The 20,573-nt window shown below is 40.2% G+C and carries 8 protein-coding genes; all 8 read left to right on the top strand.

Annotated elements, in window-relative coordinates; genetic code table 11:
• Window positions 1-202: 202 nt before the first annotated feature.
• Window positions 203-2,635 (top strand): TonB-dependent receptor, encoded by a 2,433-nt coding sequence (locus BIZ36_RS04275; RefSeq protein WP_187456631.1) that lies wholly within the window; start codon window positions 203-205, stop codon window positions 2,633-2,635.
• A gap of 123 nt (window positions 2,636-2,758) precedes the next feature.
• The gene (locus tag BIZ36_RS04280; protein WP_187456632.1) at window positions 2,759-3,121 is read left to right on the top strand and encodes a four helix bundle protein; all 363 of its coding nucleotides are present in this window, start codon (window positions 2,759-2,761) and stop codon (window positions 3,119-3,121) included.
• Window positions 3,118-6,354, top strand: coding sequence for a fibronectin type III domain-containing protein (locus tag BIZ36_RS04285; RefSeq protein WP_187456633.1), 3,237 nt, complete (start codon window positions 3,118-3,120; stop codon window positions 6,352-6,354). The genes BIZ36_RS04280 and BIZ36_RS04285 overlap by 4 nt, the downstream gene beginning before the upstream one ends.
• Before the next feature lie 442 nt (window positions 6,355-6,796).
• Window positions 6,797-8,074: a hypothetical protein gene (locus BIZ36_RS04290; protein ID WP_187456634.1), complete on the top strand. Its 1,278-nt coding sequence runs from the start codon at window positions 6,797-6,799 to the stop codon at window positions 8,072-8,074.
• Window positions 8,075-8,407: 333 nt separating this feature from the next.
• Window positions 8,408-8,782 (top strand): endonuclease domain-containing protein, encoded by a 375-nt coding sequence (locus BIZ36_RS04295; protein ID WP_187456635.1) that lies wholly within the window; start codon window positions 8,408-8,410, stop codon window positions 8,780-8,782.
• Between the two features lie 118 nt (window positions 8,783-8,900).
• The gene (locus BIZ36_RS04300) at window positions 8,901-13,712 is read left to right on the top strand and encodes a hypothetical protein (protein ID WP_187456636.1); all 4,812 of its coding nucleotides are present in this window, start codon (window positions 8,901-8,903) and stop codon (window positions 13,710-13,712) included.
• Window positions 13,712-15,805, top strand: coding sequence for a fibronectin type III domain-containing protein (locus BIZ36_RS04305; protein WP_187456637.1), 2,094 nt, complete (start codon window positions 13,712-13,714; stop codon window positions 15,803-15,805). The genes BIZ36_RS04300 and BIZ36_RS04305 overlap by 1 nt, the downstream gene beginning before the upstream one ends.
• 11 nt (window positions 15,806-15,816) lie before the next feature.
• On the top strand, window positions 15,817-20,553 hold the full coding sequence (locus BIZ36_RS04310) for a T9SS type A sorting domain-containing protein (protein WP_187456638.1): 4,737 nt from the start codon (window positions 15,817-15,819) through the stop codon (window positions 20,551-20,553).
• Window positions 20,554-20,573 lie beyond the last annotated feature (20 nt).

A 20,573-nucleotide genomic window follows, 5' to 3' on the forward strand; every position in this document is an offset into this window, starting at 1 on the left:
TTGCATTTATTTTCAATTAAAGAAATCCCTTTCAGCCCAACAAACTTCCTGTCTCAGGAATTTTCGGTATCAAGTTGTGGTACATTAAATTGAAAATCAAGGTGGTTCTTCATCGAAAAAATTATATTTTCCCGTCAGCATTAACTTATATTTAACATTAGATAATAACCATTTTTTGAGCCGGTTCCTAGTCCCTTTTCTTATGTTATGTACCTATGGCTTTTCCCAAAACATCAACTTTGACCAGTTGGGCAAGGAGAAATGGCTGCGCTATAATGGCGGTATTGCGGCCAATGGTGTGTATTATGATGGAACTGCCAATAGACAGGCTTTTACCTATTATCTTACCGGCAGCCTCAATTTTAATGTGGCGGGCGTGTACAGCATACCGCTATCCTTTACCTACTCCAACCAAGAATTTAATTTTCCCAATCCGTTTAAGTTCAACAGGTTTAGTCTGCACCCATCCTATAAATGGGCCACTGCACATATTGGGGACGTAAGCATGACCTTTTCGCCCTATACCCTTTCCGGACACCAATTTACAGGGGGCGGTTTTGATCTGAACCCGGAAGGAAAGCTTCAGATAAGTGCCATGTACGGTAGGTTTCTAAGGGCCACGGAATACAACGAGGAAGAACCTCAAGCATTAACGGCCTACCAAAGAATGGGATATGGCGTAAAGACCGCCTATGATTTTGATTTTATGAAACTGGGAGTGATTCTTTTTAAGGCCAATGATGAAGAAAATTCCCTAAAAGAACCCTTTCCCGTAGAATTGGGACTTGCCCCTAAGGACAATGCCGTTCTTTCCTTTGAGTCCATTTTCAAACTTTTTGACAAAGCTAGCATTCGTATGGAATATGCCATTTCCGGGGTTACGGAAGATACCCGTTTAACGGAAAACAGGCCTACGGCCGGGTTGCTTTCCTTTCTTTTGGAGGAAAACATCAGCACCCAATATTACAATGCCCTAAACGCCTCCTTGGATTACCCAGCCGGAAACGGTAGTTTGGGCGTGGGCTATGAACGTATAGACCCGGATTACAAAACGCTTGGGGCCTATTATTTTAATAACGACCTGGAAAACGTTACGGTAAATGCGAGTCAGTCCATTTTTGAGAACAAGTTGAACCTTAACGTGAATGCAGGTTTGCAGCGCGACAATCTTAACAATGCTAAATCTTCGGACCAGCAACGCGTGGTAAGTGCCATCAATGCCAATTACACGGCTTCGGAACGTTTGGGCATCAACGCTAGCTACTCCAATTTTCAGTCATACACCAATATCAGGGACCAATTTGATTATATCAACCAAGTGGGGGCGTATGACAATGTAGACACCCTTAATTACCGGCAGATTTCCCAGAATGCCAATTTGGGCCTTAACTATATCCTTAAAAAGACCGAAACCAAACAGCACAGCACCAACCTCAACCTGGTATATCAAAACAGTACCAATCAGCAAGAGGGGGAGACCATTGAAGGCGGTGAAAATTCTTTTTATAACGGGGTAGCTTCCTATACATTGGGGTTTCCACAACAGGCACTAAATGTGTCCTTGGCCGGAAACGTTTCTTACAATACCGTAGCTGAAGACAACAACCTTATTCTTGGGCCTACTTTGGCCATTGGAAAACAATTTTTTGACAAAAAACTGCGGAGTAATTTTTCGAGTTCCTACAACAGTTCCTTTGCCAATGGCGAACAACAGAACAACGTGCTCAACTTTAGGCTGGGAAGCAATTACGCCCTGTACAAAAAACACAATCTGAACCTCAACTTTTTAATGTTGTTCAGAAACTCGGAGCTCAATACCGGTCGCGACCTAACCATCACCTTTGGCTATAGCTATGCCTTTGATAATTTTAAGTTGGACATTGACCCGGGCAGCAGAACTCCCAACGAGCGTGACCCTAGAAATAAAGAAAACACTTTAAGCTTCCGCTATAGAAACGTAACCTACAGCGGCACCATTCCCAATTTAAACGAGCAGCTTACCAGTGTATATACAAGTGCTCCGTTTAGGAATATTCCACTATTTAAAAAAGACGAACTTAAAATTCTATTGACGACGGTTAAAGAGCAAAAAAGAGAGGACAGGTACAAAGAAAGTGCACTTACCTTTTTGGCAGAGCTGTACGCCTTTGGCGATTTTGAAAAAGTGTACGAAGAAGCTTTATATAACGTTATTTCAAATATTCAAGACGATATGAAAAAAATTGATATGGCCTTGGAGAACCTGTTTGTAGCCAAGAAACTGGAAGTAGACGAGCACCCGTTGCATAATAAAACAGAGGAGAATTATTCCCAAAGAGATAAGGCTTTGGCTCCTCGATATCAGGCCTTAGTTGCAGAACAACAAACCCGATTGGAAAAATTGGTGGGCCATCGATGGATGGAAACCCAATTCGCAGAATTTACCAGTATGGAGGACATTGAAAAGGGAACCGGATTTTTAAAAGAATTTAAAAAAGACTATGCATTAAAGTCTTTTGAAATGTTTGAGAAAACAGAAAATGTAAACCAACTGGAAACCTATTTGGAAAACGAAATCATTGATTTCTATTACAAAAAATCATTGAACTTGGTGAATCCGGAGTTTTTTGAGCTGAAGTATATTAATAGGAACTAGGGAGTTAGGAGTTAGGAAAATAAAAAAATGCATTTGGTAGAATTAAAATTTGAACTTTTAAAATTAGTCAGAAAAATGCGGCCCATATGGAATACTGCATACTGTCCACTGAAAAAGAATTGAATGTATAACCAACTAACAGCATATAAAACGGCGTTTTCATTAGCTATGGAGGTCTTTGAAATGACAAAAGAATTTCCAAAAGAGGAGCGCTATTCCCTAACCGACCAGATTAGGAGAAGTTCCCGTTCCGTTTGTGCCAATATTGCTGAAGGTTACCGAAAAAGGAGGTATGTAAAACATTTCGTTGCCAAACTTACAGACGCCGATATGGAAAATACAGAAACCCAAGTTTGGTTAAAGTTTTCATTGGAATGCCAGTACATAAAAGAAGAGACCAAAGTAGAACTGTACAACAAGACCGTAGAAGTAGGGAAATTGCTTGGTTATATGATCAATAATCCTAAAAAATTCTGCAGCAAATGATATTTAAAACCATAAAACATATCATCCAAACACTGCAAAACCGCATCCAGCAAACGGCAAAACTGAGCGCTGCTCACTGCCTACTGCAATCTGCAATCTGCCTACTATTTTTAACTTTTAACTACACAATCGCCACCGCCCAATCTTTTCCCGTACAGGTAATTCCGCAAGTGACGCCACCGCCACCTATATATTTTTCGGAATACGCCAACGAGAGTACGGTTAACAGTCCGTTGCGGGTACAGTTGATCTTAAACGATTTTGAGATTGTCAATCGGGAAGTCCGCCTAAGAGTTTCCTTTGAGGGTAGTGGCATCAGTTTTCAAAGTAAGGACCTGGTTACCGGCGCTTCGCCCCTATTTTTGGAAGGAGGCGTTCCCCTGGTACTTACCAACGTAGAGCTGGCACCCTATTTTAGATATGAAAACCTCAACGGTATTTCGGGTAATGTATATGGCAATGCCATCCCTGAAGGTGCCTATAACTTCTGTTTTGAGGTATTCGATGTGCTTACTGGTAGTCGTCTGTCCCAAAAATCGTGTGCCATTAGTGTAGTCTTTCAGAACGAACCGCCTTTTTTGGTATCCCCCAGAAATAAGACCAATGTAGAAGAAATCAATCCGCAGAACATTGTATTTCAGTGGACGCCCAGACACGTAAATGTTAGCAATGTAGAATACGAGCTTAGCATTGTGGAGATTTGGGACACGCAAGTGGACCCCCAACAGGCCTTTTTAAGCTCGCCTCCCGTTTTTCAGACCGTTACCAATGCCACTACCTATGTATACGGACCGGCAGATCCGCTCTTCCTATCCGGAAAAAATTATGCTTGGCGGGTACAGGCAAAGGCGAAACAAGGGTTGGAAGAGGTGGGCCTTTTTGAAAACCAAGGCTATAGCGAAATCTATTCCTTCAGTTATGCCGGCAGTTGTGATTTGCCCTTGGGCATTAACCATGAGGTTAAGGGGAGCACCAACGCCAATATATTTTGGGACGATTTCTCTACCGACGTACCGGAATACACCCTGCGTTACCGACAAAAAAACGTGGAGGGGGCGGAGTGGTTTCCGGCCAAAACCACCAGTAATATTCTCACCCTTTGGAACTTAAAACCGGGCACCACTTACGAGTACCAACTCAGTAAAAAATGTAACACGGTGTACAGTGACTGGAGCTTGTTAAAGGAGTTTACTACCACCTTGGAGTTTGAGGAAGAAAGCGTTCTGGATTGTGGCATAGCCCCCAATATTAGCGTCACCAATAAAGACCCCCTACCAAATATGGCATCGGGTAGCATTTTTAAAGCGGGCGACTTTCCGGTAACGGTGATGGAAGTAAGCGGTAGCAATGGCCGTTTTACGGGTAAGGGCTTTGTAAAAATGCCCTACCTAGAGAATCTTAAGGTGTATGTAGAGTTTACCAATATTCTGGTAAATACAGATCAAGAAATGGCGGAAGGCTCTGTAAGAACCGCCTATGACCCAACTTGGCGAAATATACTGAATACGGCTGATTTGGCCCAGCGGGCCGGGGAGTTTGTGGATGCCGTAGGAGATTTGGGAGAAAGCGTTGACGATATTCTTGAAGATGTATTTAACACAGACGACGAAGACGAAGAGAATGCCCCACCGGTAGATCCAGAAATGGAAGAAGGTGAAACAGTGCCCCCTTCTACCGAAACTTCTGGCGAGAATGAGACAGACACGAATACCTCGGACGCATCAAATGATGCTGACAACGAAGAGTCATCATCTGGTTCCACAAGCAACGATAGTAATGGCTCTACGCCGAACACAGGTGGTTCAACAGGTGATAATTCTTCTGACAACCCTAATCCTGACACCAATGAAGAAGATGAGCAAGAGGTAGTAATAGTTTACAATGGTTCTGAATATAGAAATGGTGATATCTTGGAAATTAAATATTCCAACAACTCAAGTAAACATTTATTCACCTTAGCAAATCACGCCAAAGATTGTAAGATAGATTGGAGCACACATGCTGACATGAATGAATTAGCAGCAACGTCCTTTGCGGGAAGTGGGCATCAAATAGAATTAAATTTAAATAATAAAGAGTATTTAACACTACAAGCAGAATATTGGACTCCTTCTGACAGTTATCCAGAAGGAGAATCACAGAAAATAAGAATTGTAATAAAAATTTTACGTGAGCAATTTGACTTAAAAGAATTATATGCAAAACATAGTAAAAGAAGAATTGCAAAATCTGGACAAACCTTATATTTACTTGACGACACTGGTCTTTCTGAAAGTTCCAAATTTAAAAAAGTTGAATTTGGGGTTAAAATTGACCCTAAATTAAAAGAATCTGAAATACACGATTTAAATCTTGGTTGGTATTATGGTTCAAACAAGTCTGTCTCAAAAGATGAGGCTAGTTTAAATATCTCTAGAAATATTAGGCTTAAAGAGGGGTTTGATAATACTACTGTAAAAGCTGGATACCCTAAAGCTAAAGAAAAAGATATCAATGTTAAGTGGGAAGACCAATATGATGTCTCTACAGATTACTTAACCAAATTCTCAAAAATACTAACTTTTTTAGAACAGTTTAATAGAATTTCTTCAAAATTTAAATCCGTTTTACCCTGCGAGGCTAGTATTTTAAATGATTTTAACGCCCTCGTAGGTGCGAAAAAAATAGCTTTTAAGTTAAGAACCTATAATGAAGAAGACGATGAAAGTAGAGAATTATATGACGTGTTACAAACTAACTTGAAACTACAATCCTCAAGTTTAGCCGATTTGCAATGTGGTAAGGATTTAGGTTATTTAGGCGTTTCATTAGGAAAGTTTTACGGTGGGATGAGTTTAGGCGCGAATATAAATTTTAGATATTCTTTAAAAACTAAAAATGAAACGTTAGAGCGGAAAACTGTTCCCGAAATATCTGGTGGATTCGTATTAACAACTGATTTTGGTTTTAAAACTGCCGAAATCATTGATGAATACTTCTTCTTAAAAGCTGCTATTGAAATTAAGGCAGGTACTAAAACAGTTTACCCCTTTAAAGGGAAAAATTATCAAATAGGCAGTTATCTCTATTTAGGTAAAACGAATTTTGTAGTCGATGGTTATATTGATACTTGGCTAACAGGAAGGGAAGATTTCAATTTCAAGTACTTAATTTATGATTCTCAATGGGAAAGCGATCAAAGACTAATTATCGACTTGAAAGCACAAGACATTTATTTAGAAACAGGTAATTAATGCTATATAAAATTTTCAACAGATTATTTCAATTTTTCTTATTTACCATTCTATTCGTTCTATTCATTAGCAGTATAAGAGTAGTACTTAACAATATAAAATATTTTGGAATTATTAAATCTGGGAAAATAATAGATATAGATTATACCAGAGGTTCCAAATCGACTGATGAGAGAGGCACCTATATGAATACGATATTAACGGAGGGTAATAAAGATACGGTTTATGGAGGAAGTCAGAATCAATATAAAAGGGGAGACAAAATAAAATTTCGCTTTCGAGGAATAGGAGGAAATATAATATTTGAAGTAAACGGATTGAAAGTACGCTCCAAATATGATACTTGGGATTATCTTTCTCCTATTATTCTACTTTTTTCATCATTTATGATTTACAAAATATTAACTCATTGGTTTATACCATTTTTAAATAAAATCAGAAAATGAGTAAAATAATTTTTTTATCAATCTTTTTCATTTTTTACGGACTGTATTCACAATCACAGAATATTGATGGCATATGTTCAGAAGCTGATTTATTCGGGATTCCTGTGGATAATAACCAAATTACATATCATAAATATGCGCCAGTTCTACAACTAAAAAAGAGGTACGCTTCATTTGAAGAAGTTAAAAATCGAACACCCGAAGAATTACTAATTTCTCAAATGTCAGTACAAAATAATAAATGGCTAGCTTATAATTTTGAAAATGATATCAAATGGAAAGAAGAGCAATTTAAAAGAATCACATCTCAAGACCCCGAGAAAAATTACATCGAATTAATCCGAAAAATAACATACCAAATAAACGGTACAAATTATTCCATTTTAAGGTTGAAAATTTATGATGACAGAAAAAGTAAACCCGCCACTTTAAGCCTAATGGCAAGTTGTAATAAAGGGAAATGGGCCTTCGTTAAAAATAAGACACGATCTCCGTTAGAATTTTTAATGTCCAACTTAAACCTCCAATATCTTGATAAGACCTTAGAAAATGAAGATTCGGATAATTCAAGGTTCAATGAATTAATAAAATCTTCATGGAGGTCGAACCGATTAAGTCCTACGAATATCTATAGAATAATCGGTGATAACATGCTGGTTAACGACGGTACTCTTGATAAGGTTTATGAAAGAGCCAACCCTTCCTCTCAACAAACAGAATTTCAAGAATACCATGAAAATTTTGTATTCACTAAAAACACAATAAACGTAAACTATCTTATCCCCCTAACTGATCAAGAATTCTGTTACTATTTTCCAAATCAACTATCACAATTTGATTCGAAAAGTATAGCTCAGCTTATTGAATACTTAGAAAACGAAAACATAAACCAAGAGGGTAAAAAACCAACTATTTTCCCTATTCATAAATTTAGATACCGACAGGACAATAAAGTGTTTGTAATTGTCAAATATTCCATTAGGCTTGAGAACGAAGAAGCCAAAATAAAAACAGAGGTATTTGATTATAATAGAGGTAGATACAAAGTACAGAATGAGATAAATCCAGTAAATAGTAATTTAAAATATTTGCTGAATGTTGCTAAATCAGATTTTATAATACAAATATCAAATGGTGAAAACAATGCAGATTACCCCGAAGTAAATGCTTTAAAACCCGAAACTAAGGACGCCAATGAAATTCTTAACCTGAAGGAACTCATACAAGTAATTACCAATAATAGTTCAAGTTTGGAAAAGTATTTAAACAATTAACATTTAAATTCTTGTTTCCCCGCTAGCGCGGGCGTCACGCTCGTGCCAGCGGCAGCAAAAAGTAAAGGCAAGGATAATTATAATGAGCATTAAATAATTACAAAACACCCCTGTAAAAACCGGTTTGGTTTTTACTGTCCCCTGTAGGGGACAATAACACGTAACAATTCCCCCTTAGAAGGGGGGGCCGCCGCCGCAGGGCGGGGGATGTATTCACCCCTGAATGAGGTGACGTTGTGCCAACATCGGGCGAGCAGAAGCGATGGTGGGGGTGTTAATGATGTAAGTACCAAAACACCCTTAAAGTCCCCTTTAGGAGACAATTAAAAAGTAATGAAAAACAGAATAATACCATATAACCCAAAATTGAAGGAACTGGCAAGGCAGCTACGCCAAAACAGCACCTTGGCAGAGGTATTATTATGGCAAAAAATAAAGAACAGGGCCTATGGGGTGCAGTTCTATAGGCAAGTGCCCATATTGGAATATATAGTGAACTTTTATTGTCATGAACTCATGTTTGCCATCGAGGTAGACGGTAACAGTCATGATCACAAATATGAATATGATGCCGATAGACAGGCCAAACTAGAGGAGCAAGGCGTAAAATTTTTAAGGTTGGGAGACCATGAAGTAAAAAAAGAAATGTTCAGCGTACTGTTAAAAATTGAAGAAACCATAAATCAATTAAAGAACGTTAGGAATTGATACTATAAAAACACCCCTGTTTTGGCTTTTCCAAAACTGTCCCCTCAAGGGGACAATTAATATTCCCCCTTTGAAGGGGGTGCTCGCAGGGCGGGGGGGGGTGTAAAAAATAAAATAGATGAAAAACAACTACCCACATATTTTACTTTTCATTCTATGCAGCCTGTTTTGCAGTTGCTTCACATTTGCTTATGAAGGCCCCATAAGCCTAGCTGATAGCACTCTTGTAAAAACAACAGATTCTGTTCTTACCAAAGAAACCCTGCCACAATCTGCCGAGGCCTTTGATCCCATGGCCCATTGGGCAAAAGAAAAAAACAAAAAAGTGACGGTTGCAGACGCTACTACTGCTGGGTATAGAAGTTTTCCAGAACTCGACTCCTATACCAACAATCTTTACCTGCCTCCGAGCAACGGTTTGGCTGAGTTTACACCAGAATATGTGCAAAACCTGTTTAAGATAGATAATAATACGCAAGAGCTTTTAAACGCCGGTAAAGAGGTATTTGATATTATCGATAGGGAAAAGCGTTTTATCAATATCATTGGGGGCCAAGAAATTATAGAACTGCCCGTAGGTATTACGCAACCTATTTCCGAGCACTCCTTTATCTCCTTGGGCATCGTAAGTATGGAATATCATACCAACTACACTGTGGTTGATCTGTTCGCCAAGATAAAACTGGCAGAATTAGGAGGTGAAGAACTCTTTTTTGCCGCCAATAACGTTAAAATTTCCCGTGAAGGCGGTATTTATGATGAAGCCACTTTAAGTCTTTTAGGCGATTTTCCTATAAGCATGAACGGTGGACAGTGGTTGGTCACCCTCAAAGGGGGAAAGGGAGAACGTGGCAAAGGAGACGGACAAACCTATGTGACCATCAACTGCGAGGGCAAGGTAAAAGAACTGGCTTTTAACGCAGATGTGCGGGTAGCCAAAACCGTGGCCGTTCCCTTAAATGAAGACGGTTCGTTAAAATTTCCGGCAAAGACGGAACCGGGCACCGGAGAAAACCCTGTTGGTAACGATAGCTACGTGGGGGCTAATATTAAACTGCAAACGGCCACATTAGAGGATATGCTCTTTGAGTTAGACCTACCTTTCTTTGAACTTAAAGCGTTACCTCGTTGGGGCTTTAAAATGGAAAAAACGGTTCTGGACCTAAGTGACACCAAAAACGCCGAGGGAATGCTATTTCCTGATATTTACCGTACTCAAGGTTTGCTACAGGGAAATGAAAACCTATGGCGGGGCTTTCACTCCAAGGAAGTGCGGGTCATGTTGCCCCCTGAGTTTAAAAAGAAAGGTTCCGATAAACGTATCTTCGTTGGGGCGCAAAATCTGTTTATAGACAATTTTGGGGTCTCAGGAGACTTTTATGCCACCAATGTTTTGGACATTAATGAGGGAGATGCCAGTAAATGGCAGATTTCTGTAGACTCTATTGGCGTTGATTTAAAGGTAAATAGATTTATTAAGGCTGGCTTTAACGGGGATATTGTACTGCCCATTAGCGATCAAAAATCTACGGGTGGCACATTGGCGTATAAAGGATTGATTACCGCAGATCAATATTACTCCGTTAACGTTGAGGCTACTGACGATGTAAGTTTTGATGTTTTTAAGGCTCAGGCAAAAATCTACAAGGGATCTTATGTAAAATTAGAAGTAGAAAACGATCGCTTCTACCCAGAGGCCAATCTTACCGGGCAAATGGCCTTTAGTGCACAACAAAAAAATCAATTAAACGAAGCTGAAGGCGATGATGGTGTAGAATTGGAATTTGACGGACTTTCGTTTGAGAATTTTAAAATACAGACTCGTGAGCGACCTTATCTTTCCATTGGCCGTGCCGGTTTCAAAGATGATATTAAACTGCCCAAACTCGCAGGTTTTGAATTGGGCTTCTACGATGTAGAAATTACCTCCGATGAGAACGACAACGCCACCCTGGCACTTAATTGTTATGTAAACCTAGACGATTCCGGTATTCATGGCGATGTTGGCTTAGAAATCAATGGGGCCTTGGAACAGGGTGATTTATTAAAATGGCGCTACCAAGGAATAGAGGTTACCGATATTGAGATTGATGTAAAACGAAAGTCCTTTGAGTTTTACGGAAAAGCATCCTTTTTTAAGGACAATCCTATTTATGGCAAAGGCTTTTCTGGGGAATTGCAGTTATATGCCGAAGATTTGGGCATAGAAGTAGGGGCCAGAGGTCTTTTTGGGGCCGTAGATGGATACCGTTATTGGTTCGTTGATGGTCATGGGCGACCGACAAAAAATAACAATACGAATTTCACCATTTTCGACATTGGCGGCGGTGTTTACCACCACATGCGAAAAGCAGGCATGGATGAAACTGCTACCTCCCTATCCGGAATCAAGTACCAACCGGACATCAATACTTCACTAGGTTTTAAGGCTTTGGCCGCTTTTGAAATAAAAAGTGGGGCGGCCTTTACGGCCTTGGCAGGTATAGAAATCGCTTTTAACAGCCAAGCGGCTGGTGGCGGTGTTAGTAGATTAGGCTTCTACGGTGCTGCCATGTTAATTCAGGGCAAAAGTGGTGGTGGCAATCCGCAAACCCCATTCGGCACCGTGGATCAAATGCAGCAAACCGTTTCCGCAAAGGAACAGGCATTGGGCAATTTCCATGAGCTCTCCATTGATAAAGAGGGTCTTAAATATTTTGCCGATGAAGTATTTCCCGAATTGCTGACAGGAGAAGAACTATTTGCAGCGCAAGTAGCCATCGATTTTGATTTTAGAAATAGGGCCTACTGGGGGCTGCTAGATGTTTATCTAAATGCTGGAGCCATCAGGGGCGAAGGTGAAAAGAACCATTTAGGTAGATTGGAGTACTACAATTCGCCTGACGATTGGTACATTTATGTTGGTACCCCGACCCACCGTTTTGGACTTGCAGATATACCCATTGGTCCGTTCTTGGCGAGCATCAACATGTATTTTATGACGGGCACCATATTACCAGACCCCGCCCAGCCGCCACAGAATGTAATAGATATTCTGCATTTATCTGGCAATGAGTTAGAATTCGGAAGAAACTTTGACCAAGAACTGGCAAGAGGAACAGGCTATGCCTTTGGGGCCAAATTTCAGCTGGGTATGGGCTTTGACTGGGGCCTTGTCTATGCCAGTGTAAGTGCAGGGGCCGGTTTCGATTTAATGATGCGTGATTTTGGTGATGCACATTGTAAAGGAAAGGAAGGACCAATAGGAATGGACGGGTGGTACTCCACCGGCCAAATGTATGCCTATCTACAGGGTGAAATAGGTGCCAGAATCAAAGTTTTTGGCATTAAAAAAGACATCCCCATTCTATCGGCTGGCATAGCCGTTTTAGCACAAGCTCAACTTCCAAACCCCTGGTTCATTAAAGGTTACGCCGGTGTTGATATCAAAGTTCTAGGACTGGTTAATATACATACCCGATTGAAGGTTATTATAGGGGAAGAGTGCGAAATTATTGGAAAAACAGGTTTGCAAGATGTGGTTATGATTTCTGACATTACCCCAAGGGACGGGTTGACCGATGTGGATGTTTTCGATGCTGTACAAGTAGCATTTAATGCTCCAATTGGCGAGCCTATCTATATTGAGGAGGAAGGAGGCAAAAAAACCTATAGAATTAGCTTGGATGAACTTATCGTAAAAAATGCCAATGGAATTATCGAAGGTTCTCAAGAACTCAATGAAAATAGGGATCTACTAACATTCAACTCTTCAGAAGTTTTACCTCCGGAAGATGAAATCACTGTTATAGCAAAAGTTTCATTTGAAGAGAAATCAGGAGGAAATTGGATAGTTGTCACCGAAAACGGCTCTCCCGTTATTGAAGAAAAAACGGTAACCTTCACAACCGGTGATGCTCCTAGAAAAATCCCTATTAAAAACATAGAATACATGTACCCTATGGTTGAACAACAATATATGTTGCCGAAGGAATTTTCGAAAGGGTTTGTACAATTATATAAAGGACAAGATTATTTATTTGGTAATGGCCTAAGTGATGAACTCTACTTTATTGACCAAAACGGAACTAAAACAAAAGCCGATTTCAGTTACAACAAAGCTGATAAACGACTCAATTTCTCCATTCCCAGTTTGGATAAAAAAAGCTCCTACACCTATGCTCTGATTACCTTAAACCCAGGTGATATTGAAGAAAATCAAGTAATGACAGCGGTTGAGTTCAATCAGATTTCTGAAGACCTTGAAATATCAAATAACACCATTGTAGGGAACGCTAGCAATGGTGCTTTTATAAGCAGACTAAATTTTAATTTCAACACAAGTGAGCACAATACCTTTAAACAAAAAATACAATCGATTAAAGCGAACAAATATGTAAATCAAAGCTTATCCAATGCAGCGCAACTAGCGGTTTACACCAAAGACTATGAGCCTTTTGAGCTTGCTGAAATAGCACCTTCAAGGTTTAATGGAGGGGTCCCATTAATAATTGGCAATGCTCTCAATAACAATAGGTATTTTAAAAACGAGATTTATCCAACGATATATGAAAACTATCCCTTGGACAACCGTTTTGAAGTTCAAAGAGACGCTGCAATATATGGTCTTCCACCAACTAGACCCATCTCCGTTTCGCAAGTTTATGTTACCTATGCTCAAAATCAACCTGAAAACAGTTTTCTAAAACAACGTTTTCCTTTTTACTGGGATATTGCTCAAGTATACCGAGAAGATTTCTATCACTTGCAATATGAAATTAGTAATTTCTATGATGACCCGGAAAACCCGAAAAGAAAAGATTTTGAATACATAATTTTTTCAAGATTTCCCTATATAAATAACGAGACCTACCAGGTAGAATTTAAATATCACCTTCCACATTCCAACAACGGCAATAAGGTGATATTTGATTACAAAAATGAATTTTAATGAATATACGCCTATTTCAACATATAATTCCTTTTCTACTTTCGGTGACTCTTCATAGCGGGCCCATCTTAGCGCAAAGCACTGAAAACGACCAATGGCAACTTGCCATTAAGCATCGAGTAAAAGATGACGGTATTTGCATTAGGTGGGCAGTAAATACTGTGGAAGCATGGCAGGCCGGCGTACAATATGGTTTTATCATTGAAAGGACATTGATAAACTCTACCTCGTCCAATACCAAAAACAATGAAAAACTATTGTTAACGCCCACCCCCTTAAAACCAAAGCCGGAACAGGAGTGGCAATCGGCAGCGATGAACAATGACATGGCTGCCGTAGCAGCACAGGCTATTTATGGCGACACCTTTTCAGTGAACAACCAAGAAGAGGAAAGCAGGTTTATGCAGGTAATCAATATGGCGTCTGAGAGAGAGCAGAGATTCGGTTTTTCGTTATATGCCATGGATCGCGATTTTAGCACCGCACAACTTGCAGGGTTTGGTTTTGTAGACAAGGATATTGAAGCAGGTGCTACTTATTTGTACCATATAAAATTAGCCTCTCCAACGCAGGATGACAGTCAAAAACTGGAGTATGGGTTTGTTGCACATACGGATGAAATAGAAGAGCTACCCAAACCCAGGGATTTTGTGGTATACTATTACAATGATGCCTTTCTATTGATATGGGAATACGATTCTTACTTACCCTATTACAACTCCTATGATATTGAACGTTCTGAGAACGGTCAAGATTTTACGAAAATCAATAAAGTGCCTATAACAAAACTGGCCAGCACCGATGTTAGTGGGATATCTTACACAGACAGCATTCCAGTTTACGACAAAAAGTTTTGGTATCGAATAAAAGGGCATTCCTATTTTAATGACGTGGGTCCAGTTTCGGATACTATGAGCGTAACCGCTTACAAGCAGCTGTTGGTGGCACCGGAAATAACCCAAAAGGATATTATCTCCGATAAAGAAGTAAAGTTACGATGGTCTTTTGCCAAGGACGAAGCTTGGAAAGTTACCAATTTTGACCTTCTCAGGGCAGATGATGCCATTGGTCCCTATACTACCGTACAATCAAATTTGAGCCAAAATGCGCGGGAAGCTTATTATAATAAGCTAACTGAGAGTAATTATTTTAGGGTTAGGGCAAAAGGAATAGCTGGGGATGTACAAGATTCGTCTCCCGTTTTGATTCAACCCATAGACTCCATTCCTCCTGCACAACCCAGAGGATTGAAAGGTACAGTAGATACCTTGGGAATTGTCAAAATCTCTTGGGAACCGAATACAGAACTCGACCTAAAAGGCTATGACGTTTTCCGCTCTAATACTAAAAATCAAGAATTTACGCGCTTGAATAAGAATCAAATTACCGGTCAGTCGTATACGGATACTATCAATATAAAGTCCTTTAACAAAGAGGTGCTCTACCGTATACAAGCGGTAGATAATCGTTATAACGCCTCGATTCCTTCGGATACTCTGGTAATGAAAAGGCCTAACCGAGCAGCACCTTTGAGCCCTTTGTTTTCGGATTACAGAATTGCACAAGACTCCGTTCATCTCCATTGGCTACCCAGCACCTCTGAAAATATTCAGAAACAAATGCTTTTTAGAAGTTTTATAGACCAACCTGAAAATTGGGAAAAAATTTTTGAGACGGAGACCAATAACCTTAGTACGTTTATTGACCTAAACATAGAGGCTGACACAAAATATGCATACACCCTAATAGCGGTTAACGAGTTTGGCATTGAAAGTAATCCATCTCCCCCATTGGGTCTTGTTACAGGAAAAGAATTAACAAGAGAAAGCATTAAAGGTATTTATGCCCAAGTAAATAGGGAGTTACACCTTATTGATATTAGTTGGAGAGGTGACTTAACCAATGTATCGGAACTTAGGTTGTACCGTAAGACGGAAACGTCTCCTTTTAGGCTATATGAGACCTTGGCACCAGATTCCAAAAAATATACGGATACCCGTTTACAAGTTGGCACTTCCTATGGCTATGCCATACAAGCTATTTTTAATGATGGTACCATAAGTACCTGGGAAGAAATCATGGTAACCTATTAATATAGTTAGTTATGAAGAATTTATTAAGTTTTCTTGTTCTTTATTGTACCCTAGGTGGTATTTTTCAATCATTTGGGCAAAGTAATGATTCTGAATACGGTATTCTATTTTTGACAGATGTCCCAAGTGGAAGTCCATCCAGTGGAACAATAAACGTAATACATAGTCAGGGCTCTTTTCTGTACAAGCCTACGTCCACAAATAGAGAAGAATATAATTACTATGAACTACCCTCAAATTTTAGTGGAATAACAGTAAGATATAGTGCATTTGGCGTTGATGATGGGTGTTCAAATGATGAAGAAATTACTTTTACTCCGGAAGATTTCAATAGAAGCTCCTATGGATTTTTTGGTTGCATTGGTCAAATAAGCACTTATCCAATTCATCTACCTAGTCCAGATGTAGAAAATTCTAGAATATGTCCTGAAGATGAAATTTTCTTAAGTTATGGTTGGCATTGGCAATATCAAATAATAAAAGAGGGTAATGTACAATCGGAATGGGAATATTTTCCTCCTGAATACCAAGAAAAAAGGTCTCTTACACTTAAACTTGAAGACTTCCTAACCAACTCTGAATTAGATAAAATTCAACAGATTAAATTTCAAACAGGATATGACGACAACTTCCTCAAACATATAACTTATGAAGTCACTAAATGTTCCCCAACCCTATTGACGGACCCACCAATTGCCGTTGATGAAACATGTGTAAACTCAAACAATGGCAGTTTTAGCGCCACATTTGAAAGAGGGGTTGTTTCTGGCGAAAAGATGATGGTAAAGGTTACCAATACCGTAACCTCTCAACCTTATCAAGAGGAATTTTATGAGAATGATTTCACATCCGGCACAATCAATTGGCCTAAAACATTGCCCCCGGGCACTTACTTTTTAGAATGGGTCACTTTGACGGATAATGGTGATGACACTTTCCCCGACAAAGCAAGGAAAAGCACAAACAACTTTACCATAAATGAAGCTATACCATTAGTTTTCGACTCTCTCAATAAAACAGATGAAACATGTCAAGGAGAAGCCAACGGCATAATAGAAAACATACAAGCTTCGGGCGGTAAACCACCCTACCAATACGCTATTGAAAACCAATTTGACTTTAGCTCGGAAAATTTCTTTGACAAATTACCAGCAGGCACCTATAATGTTCTTATTAGGGACAGCAATGATTGCACCACTAATCAAGAAGTAGAAATTATTTCCGGAGAGCCCTTACCTACATTCTACTTTACCGCCAACTCCACTTCTTTTGCCCAAAACGGAAACGGTGTTATTGAAATTGCTCTAGAAGATGGCAGCAACACCAATGGGTATTCTTACGTTTGGACTAGTGACGACCCTACTTTTACAACTCAAAATTCACCTACTCTACAAAATCTAAATACTGGTACCTACTCCTTGATAGTCACGGAGACAGCAACAGGTTGCAAATCCAATCAAGTTGACAACAGCTTTACGATAAGTACAATTCCTGAATTATCTGTTAGCCTTACTGCGAACAATGAGGTGCATTGTCCAGGCGATACATCGGCCTTATCGGCAAGCGTAACTTATGGTACTGGCTCAGGCCATACTTATGAATGGTTTGAAGGTCCGGTAGACACCGGCATTAGTATTCCAGGCAACACTAATACCATTACGGTCGAGGCTGGCAGTTATTCCGTAAGGGTTACCGATGATGGTGGCAATACGGCAACTTCTAGCTTTGATTTAAATTATACCGATGTCAATACAGGCAACCCCATAAACGAAATTTTAGCGGCGACAGTCGCCATTCAAGAAGACGCCAAGTGTAAAGGGGAAAGTTCTGGTAGAATAAGTCTAGACATTACAGGAGGCACCGGTTCATATCAGGTTTTTTGGGACGGTTCGTTGACTGCGGGGCCAATAGACAACAGTCAACTTGGGGCAGGACCCCATACCTATAGAATAGATGATGGAAACTGTACCATTACAGGTGGACCCATCGTAATTGGTGAACCAAGCGAAGAGCTCACCATTACATTTGTTTCAAAAACCGATGTGAATGCCAATGGCGGCTCCGATGGTTCAATTGAAATAGCGCTTTCGGGCACTACCCCAGATTACACAATTGAATGGTTGAAAGACGGAATAGCTTATACACCTACAAGTGGTTCCACAAATACGAGATTAATAGGGCTAGAAGTAGGGTCATATTCGGCTGTTGTAACCAACAACAATGGCACTGGCTGCTCCTCTACACTGGCGGAAGCGATTATAATTGGAGAACCGGGTCCATTAACTATAGAAAATCCACAAGCAATCGTAGAAGCTATTTTATGTTTTGGTGATAATACAGGAAGAATAACGGCTCAATATAGTGGTACCGCTCCTTTTGAGTTCGTATGGTTTGATGAAAACGGTATTGAAATAAAGCGAGGGAATGAAGACTTTATTGAGAATCTTGTCGCAGGAACGTATAGTTATACAATTGATGATGCTTCTGCAACACCTCCAATAACTAGTGACGCTATCAATGTAGGTCAACCATCGGAAATTATTTCCTTTGACATAACCGCCACTGGCACCTGTGCCAATAGCACCGAAGGAAGTATTTTAATCAGTAATGCTCAAGGCGGCACCCCTGGATACGCCTACAGTATTGACGGTACTAATTTTAAACCCTCCGGTAACTTTAGCTTTTTGAATTCCGGAAATTATACGGTAACCGTTCGTGATAGCAATGGATGTGAGATGGTACAAACCGATGTGGTGGTAGATAGTTATCCTGAAATTCTTTTGGATAACGAAAACACCATTGTGCTTTCTGTAAGTGCCGAGGGCAGAAGGGATGGTGCCATTTCCCCTATATTTACCGGTGGTGTACCCCCCTTTACTTATCAATGGACAGGACCGAACGTCAACGGAACCAATACACAGGATATTAGCGGCCTAGCGGAGGGAGACTATTCCATTTTGGTTACGGATGCCAATGGGTGTGTTCTAAACGAATCCTTTATCATTACTGAACCTGGCGAACTTATAGTTACTGCATCCCAAACGGAAGTCATTCCATGTAGCGGAGATGCCTTCGGTGAAATTGCCGGACAAGTTACAGGTGGCGTAGCGCCTTATATTCTGGAGTGGTTTCAGCAAATAAATGGTTCTGACATTAGGCTGGCGGAAGATTCCAATCTTTTGGCAGATTTAGGTCCTGGAAGCTACTTCCTTAGAGCTACCGATGCTAATGGAATTAACGCGGATTCTGGCATAGTGCTCATCACTGAACCGGATTTGCTAACGGCTTCGGTACTGAGCACCACCTCTATCTTATGTAGCGGGGAAGCGACAGGGGCTGTAGAAGTTACTTTTTCGGGTGGAACGGCTCCCTATGAATTTTCTTGGAGCAATGGTGATTCCAGCCTCAACTTGACCAATGTACCTTCTGGAGAATATACCCTTTTCATATCTGATGTGAATGGCTGCTATACAGAACTTACAGCGGTAGTAGAAGCGGCACCAGATGCCTTACAAATTAGCAATAGAGACCTCCTCAATGTTTCGGAATACAATGCTAATGACGGTAGTATATCATTGGAATTATCGGGAGGGGCCTTCCCTTTCGATATAGAGTGGACTCAATTATCCAATGGGCTGGCAATAGGCGACCAAGAAAATATTTCCCGTCTTGCGGCCGGAAGGTACCAAGTTACCATTTCAGATGATAATGGTTGCCGACTGACGGAAATTTTTGAAATTACCCAGCCTGATATTGTTGAGGAAACAATCATACAACCGGCTTGTGAAGGAGATACAGATGGAAGCATTTCCCTACTCGTAAATCAGGGCAACGGAACGTTTACTTATGAATGGAGTACAGGCGAAACGACCAATACCATCACTAATCTTGCCCCAGGTTCGTATTCCGTGACCGTAATAGGGCTAGAAAATGGTCCGGTAACACGTACATACTTAATCGAATACCCGAAACCTGTAGAAGTAGATTTAGGGGAAGACCAAACGCTTTGCTTGGATCAGGAATTGGCTTTGGATGCTAGTATAGAGGACGAGGGCGCTATTTATAGTTGGACCTCCAACAATGGATTTACAAGTAATTCTCCTGCTATAAACATCACCCAAAGTGGTACCTATATGGTTACCGTTACCTCCTCTTCAGGATGTAAAGCGGAGGGTTCTATATCGGTTAATGTAAGTACAGAGGAAATTAATGCCGAATTGGCGGCTTCTACACAGGCATTTGTAAATGAGACCATAATTGCCGTAGATATAAGCTACCCTCTTCCAGATAGGTTGGAATGGATATTTCCAGATGAAGCCTTGGTCGTTTCCTCGGATAGCGACGAAGCCCAATTGCAGTTTACCGAAGCTGGCGAATACGAAATCGGAATCATTACGTACCGAGGGGATTGTATCGCACAACAAACCAAAAAAATTATTATCAACCAATCGGATTCTACCGTAAAAGAAGAAGCAACCGCTAACGGAAGCAAGCTAGTAGAGGATTTTCTTATCTATCCGAATCCCTCCAGCGGGCAATTTACGGCAGATGTACATATGACAGAGCGAGGAAATATTAGCATCAAAGTATTTAGTTTGGCGAATAACGCCCTGATAGCCTCTAAAAAAGAACGAGGTGCCTCTTCTTATGAAGTTCCTTTTGATATTTCAGGACTACCAGCCGGGGTATATGCTGTATTACTGGAAACTCCTTATGGAAAGACTTTAAGGAAAGTAATAAAGAAATAATTTTCGATATATACTCAAAA

The organism is Cytophaga sp. FL35, from assembly GCF_014349235.1.
Lineage (GTDB): Bacteria > Bacteroidota > Bacteroidia > Flavobacteriales > Flavobacteriaceae > Euzebyella.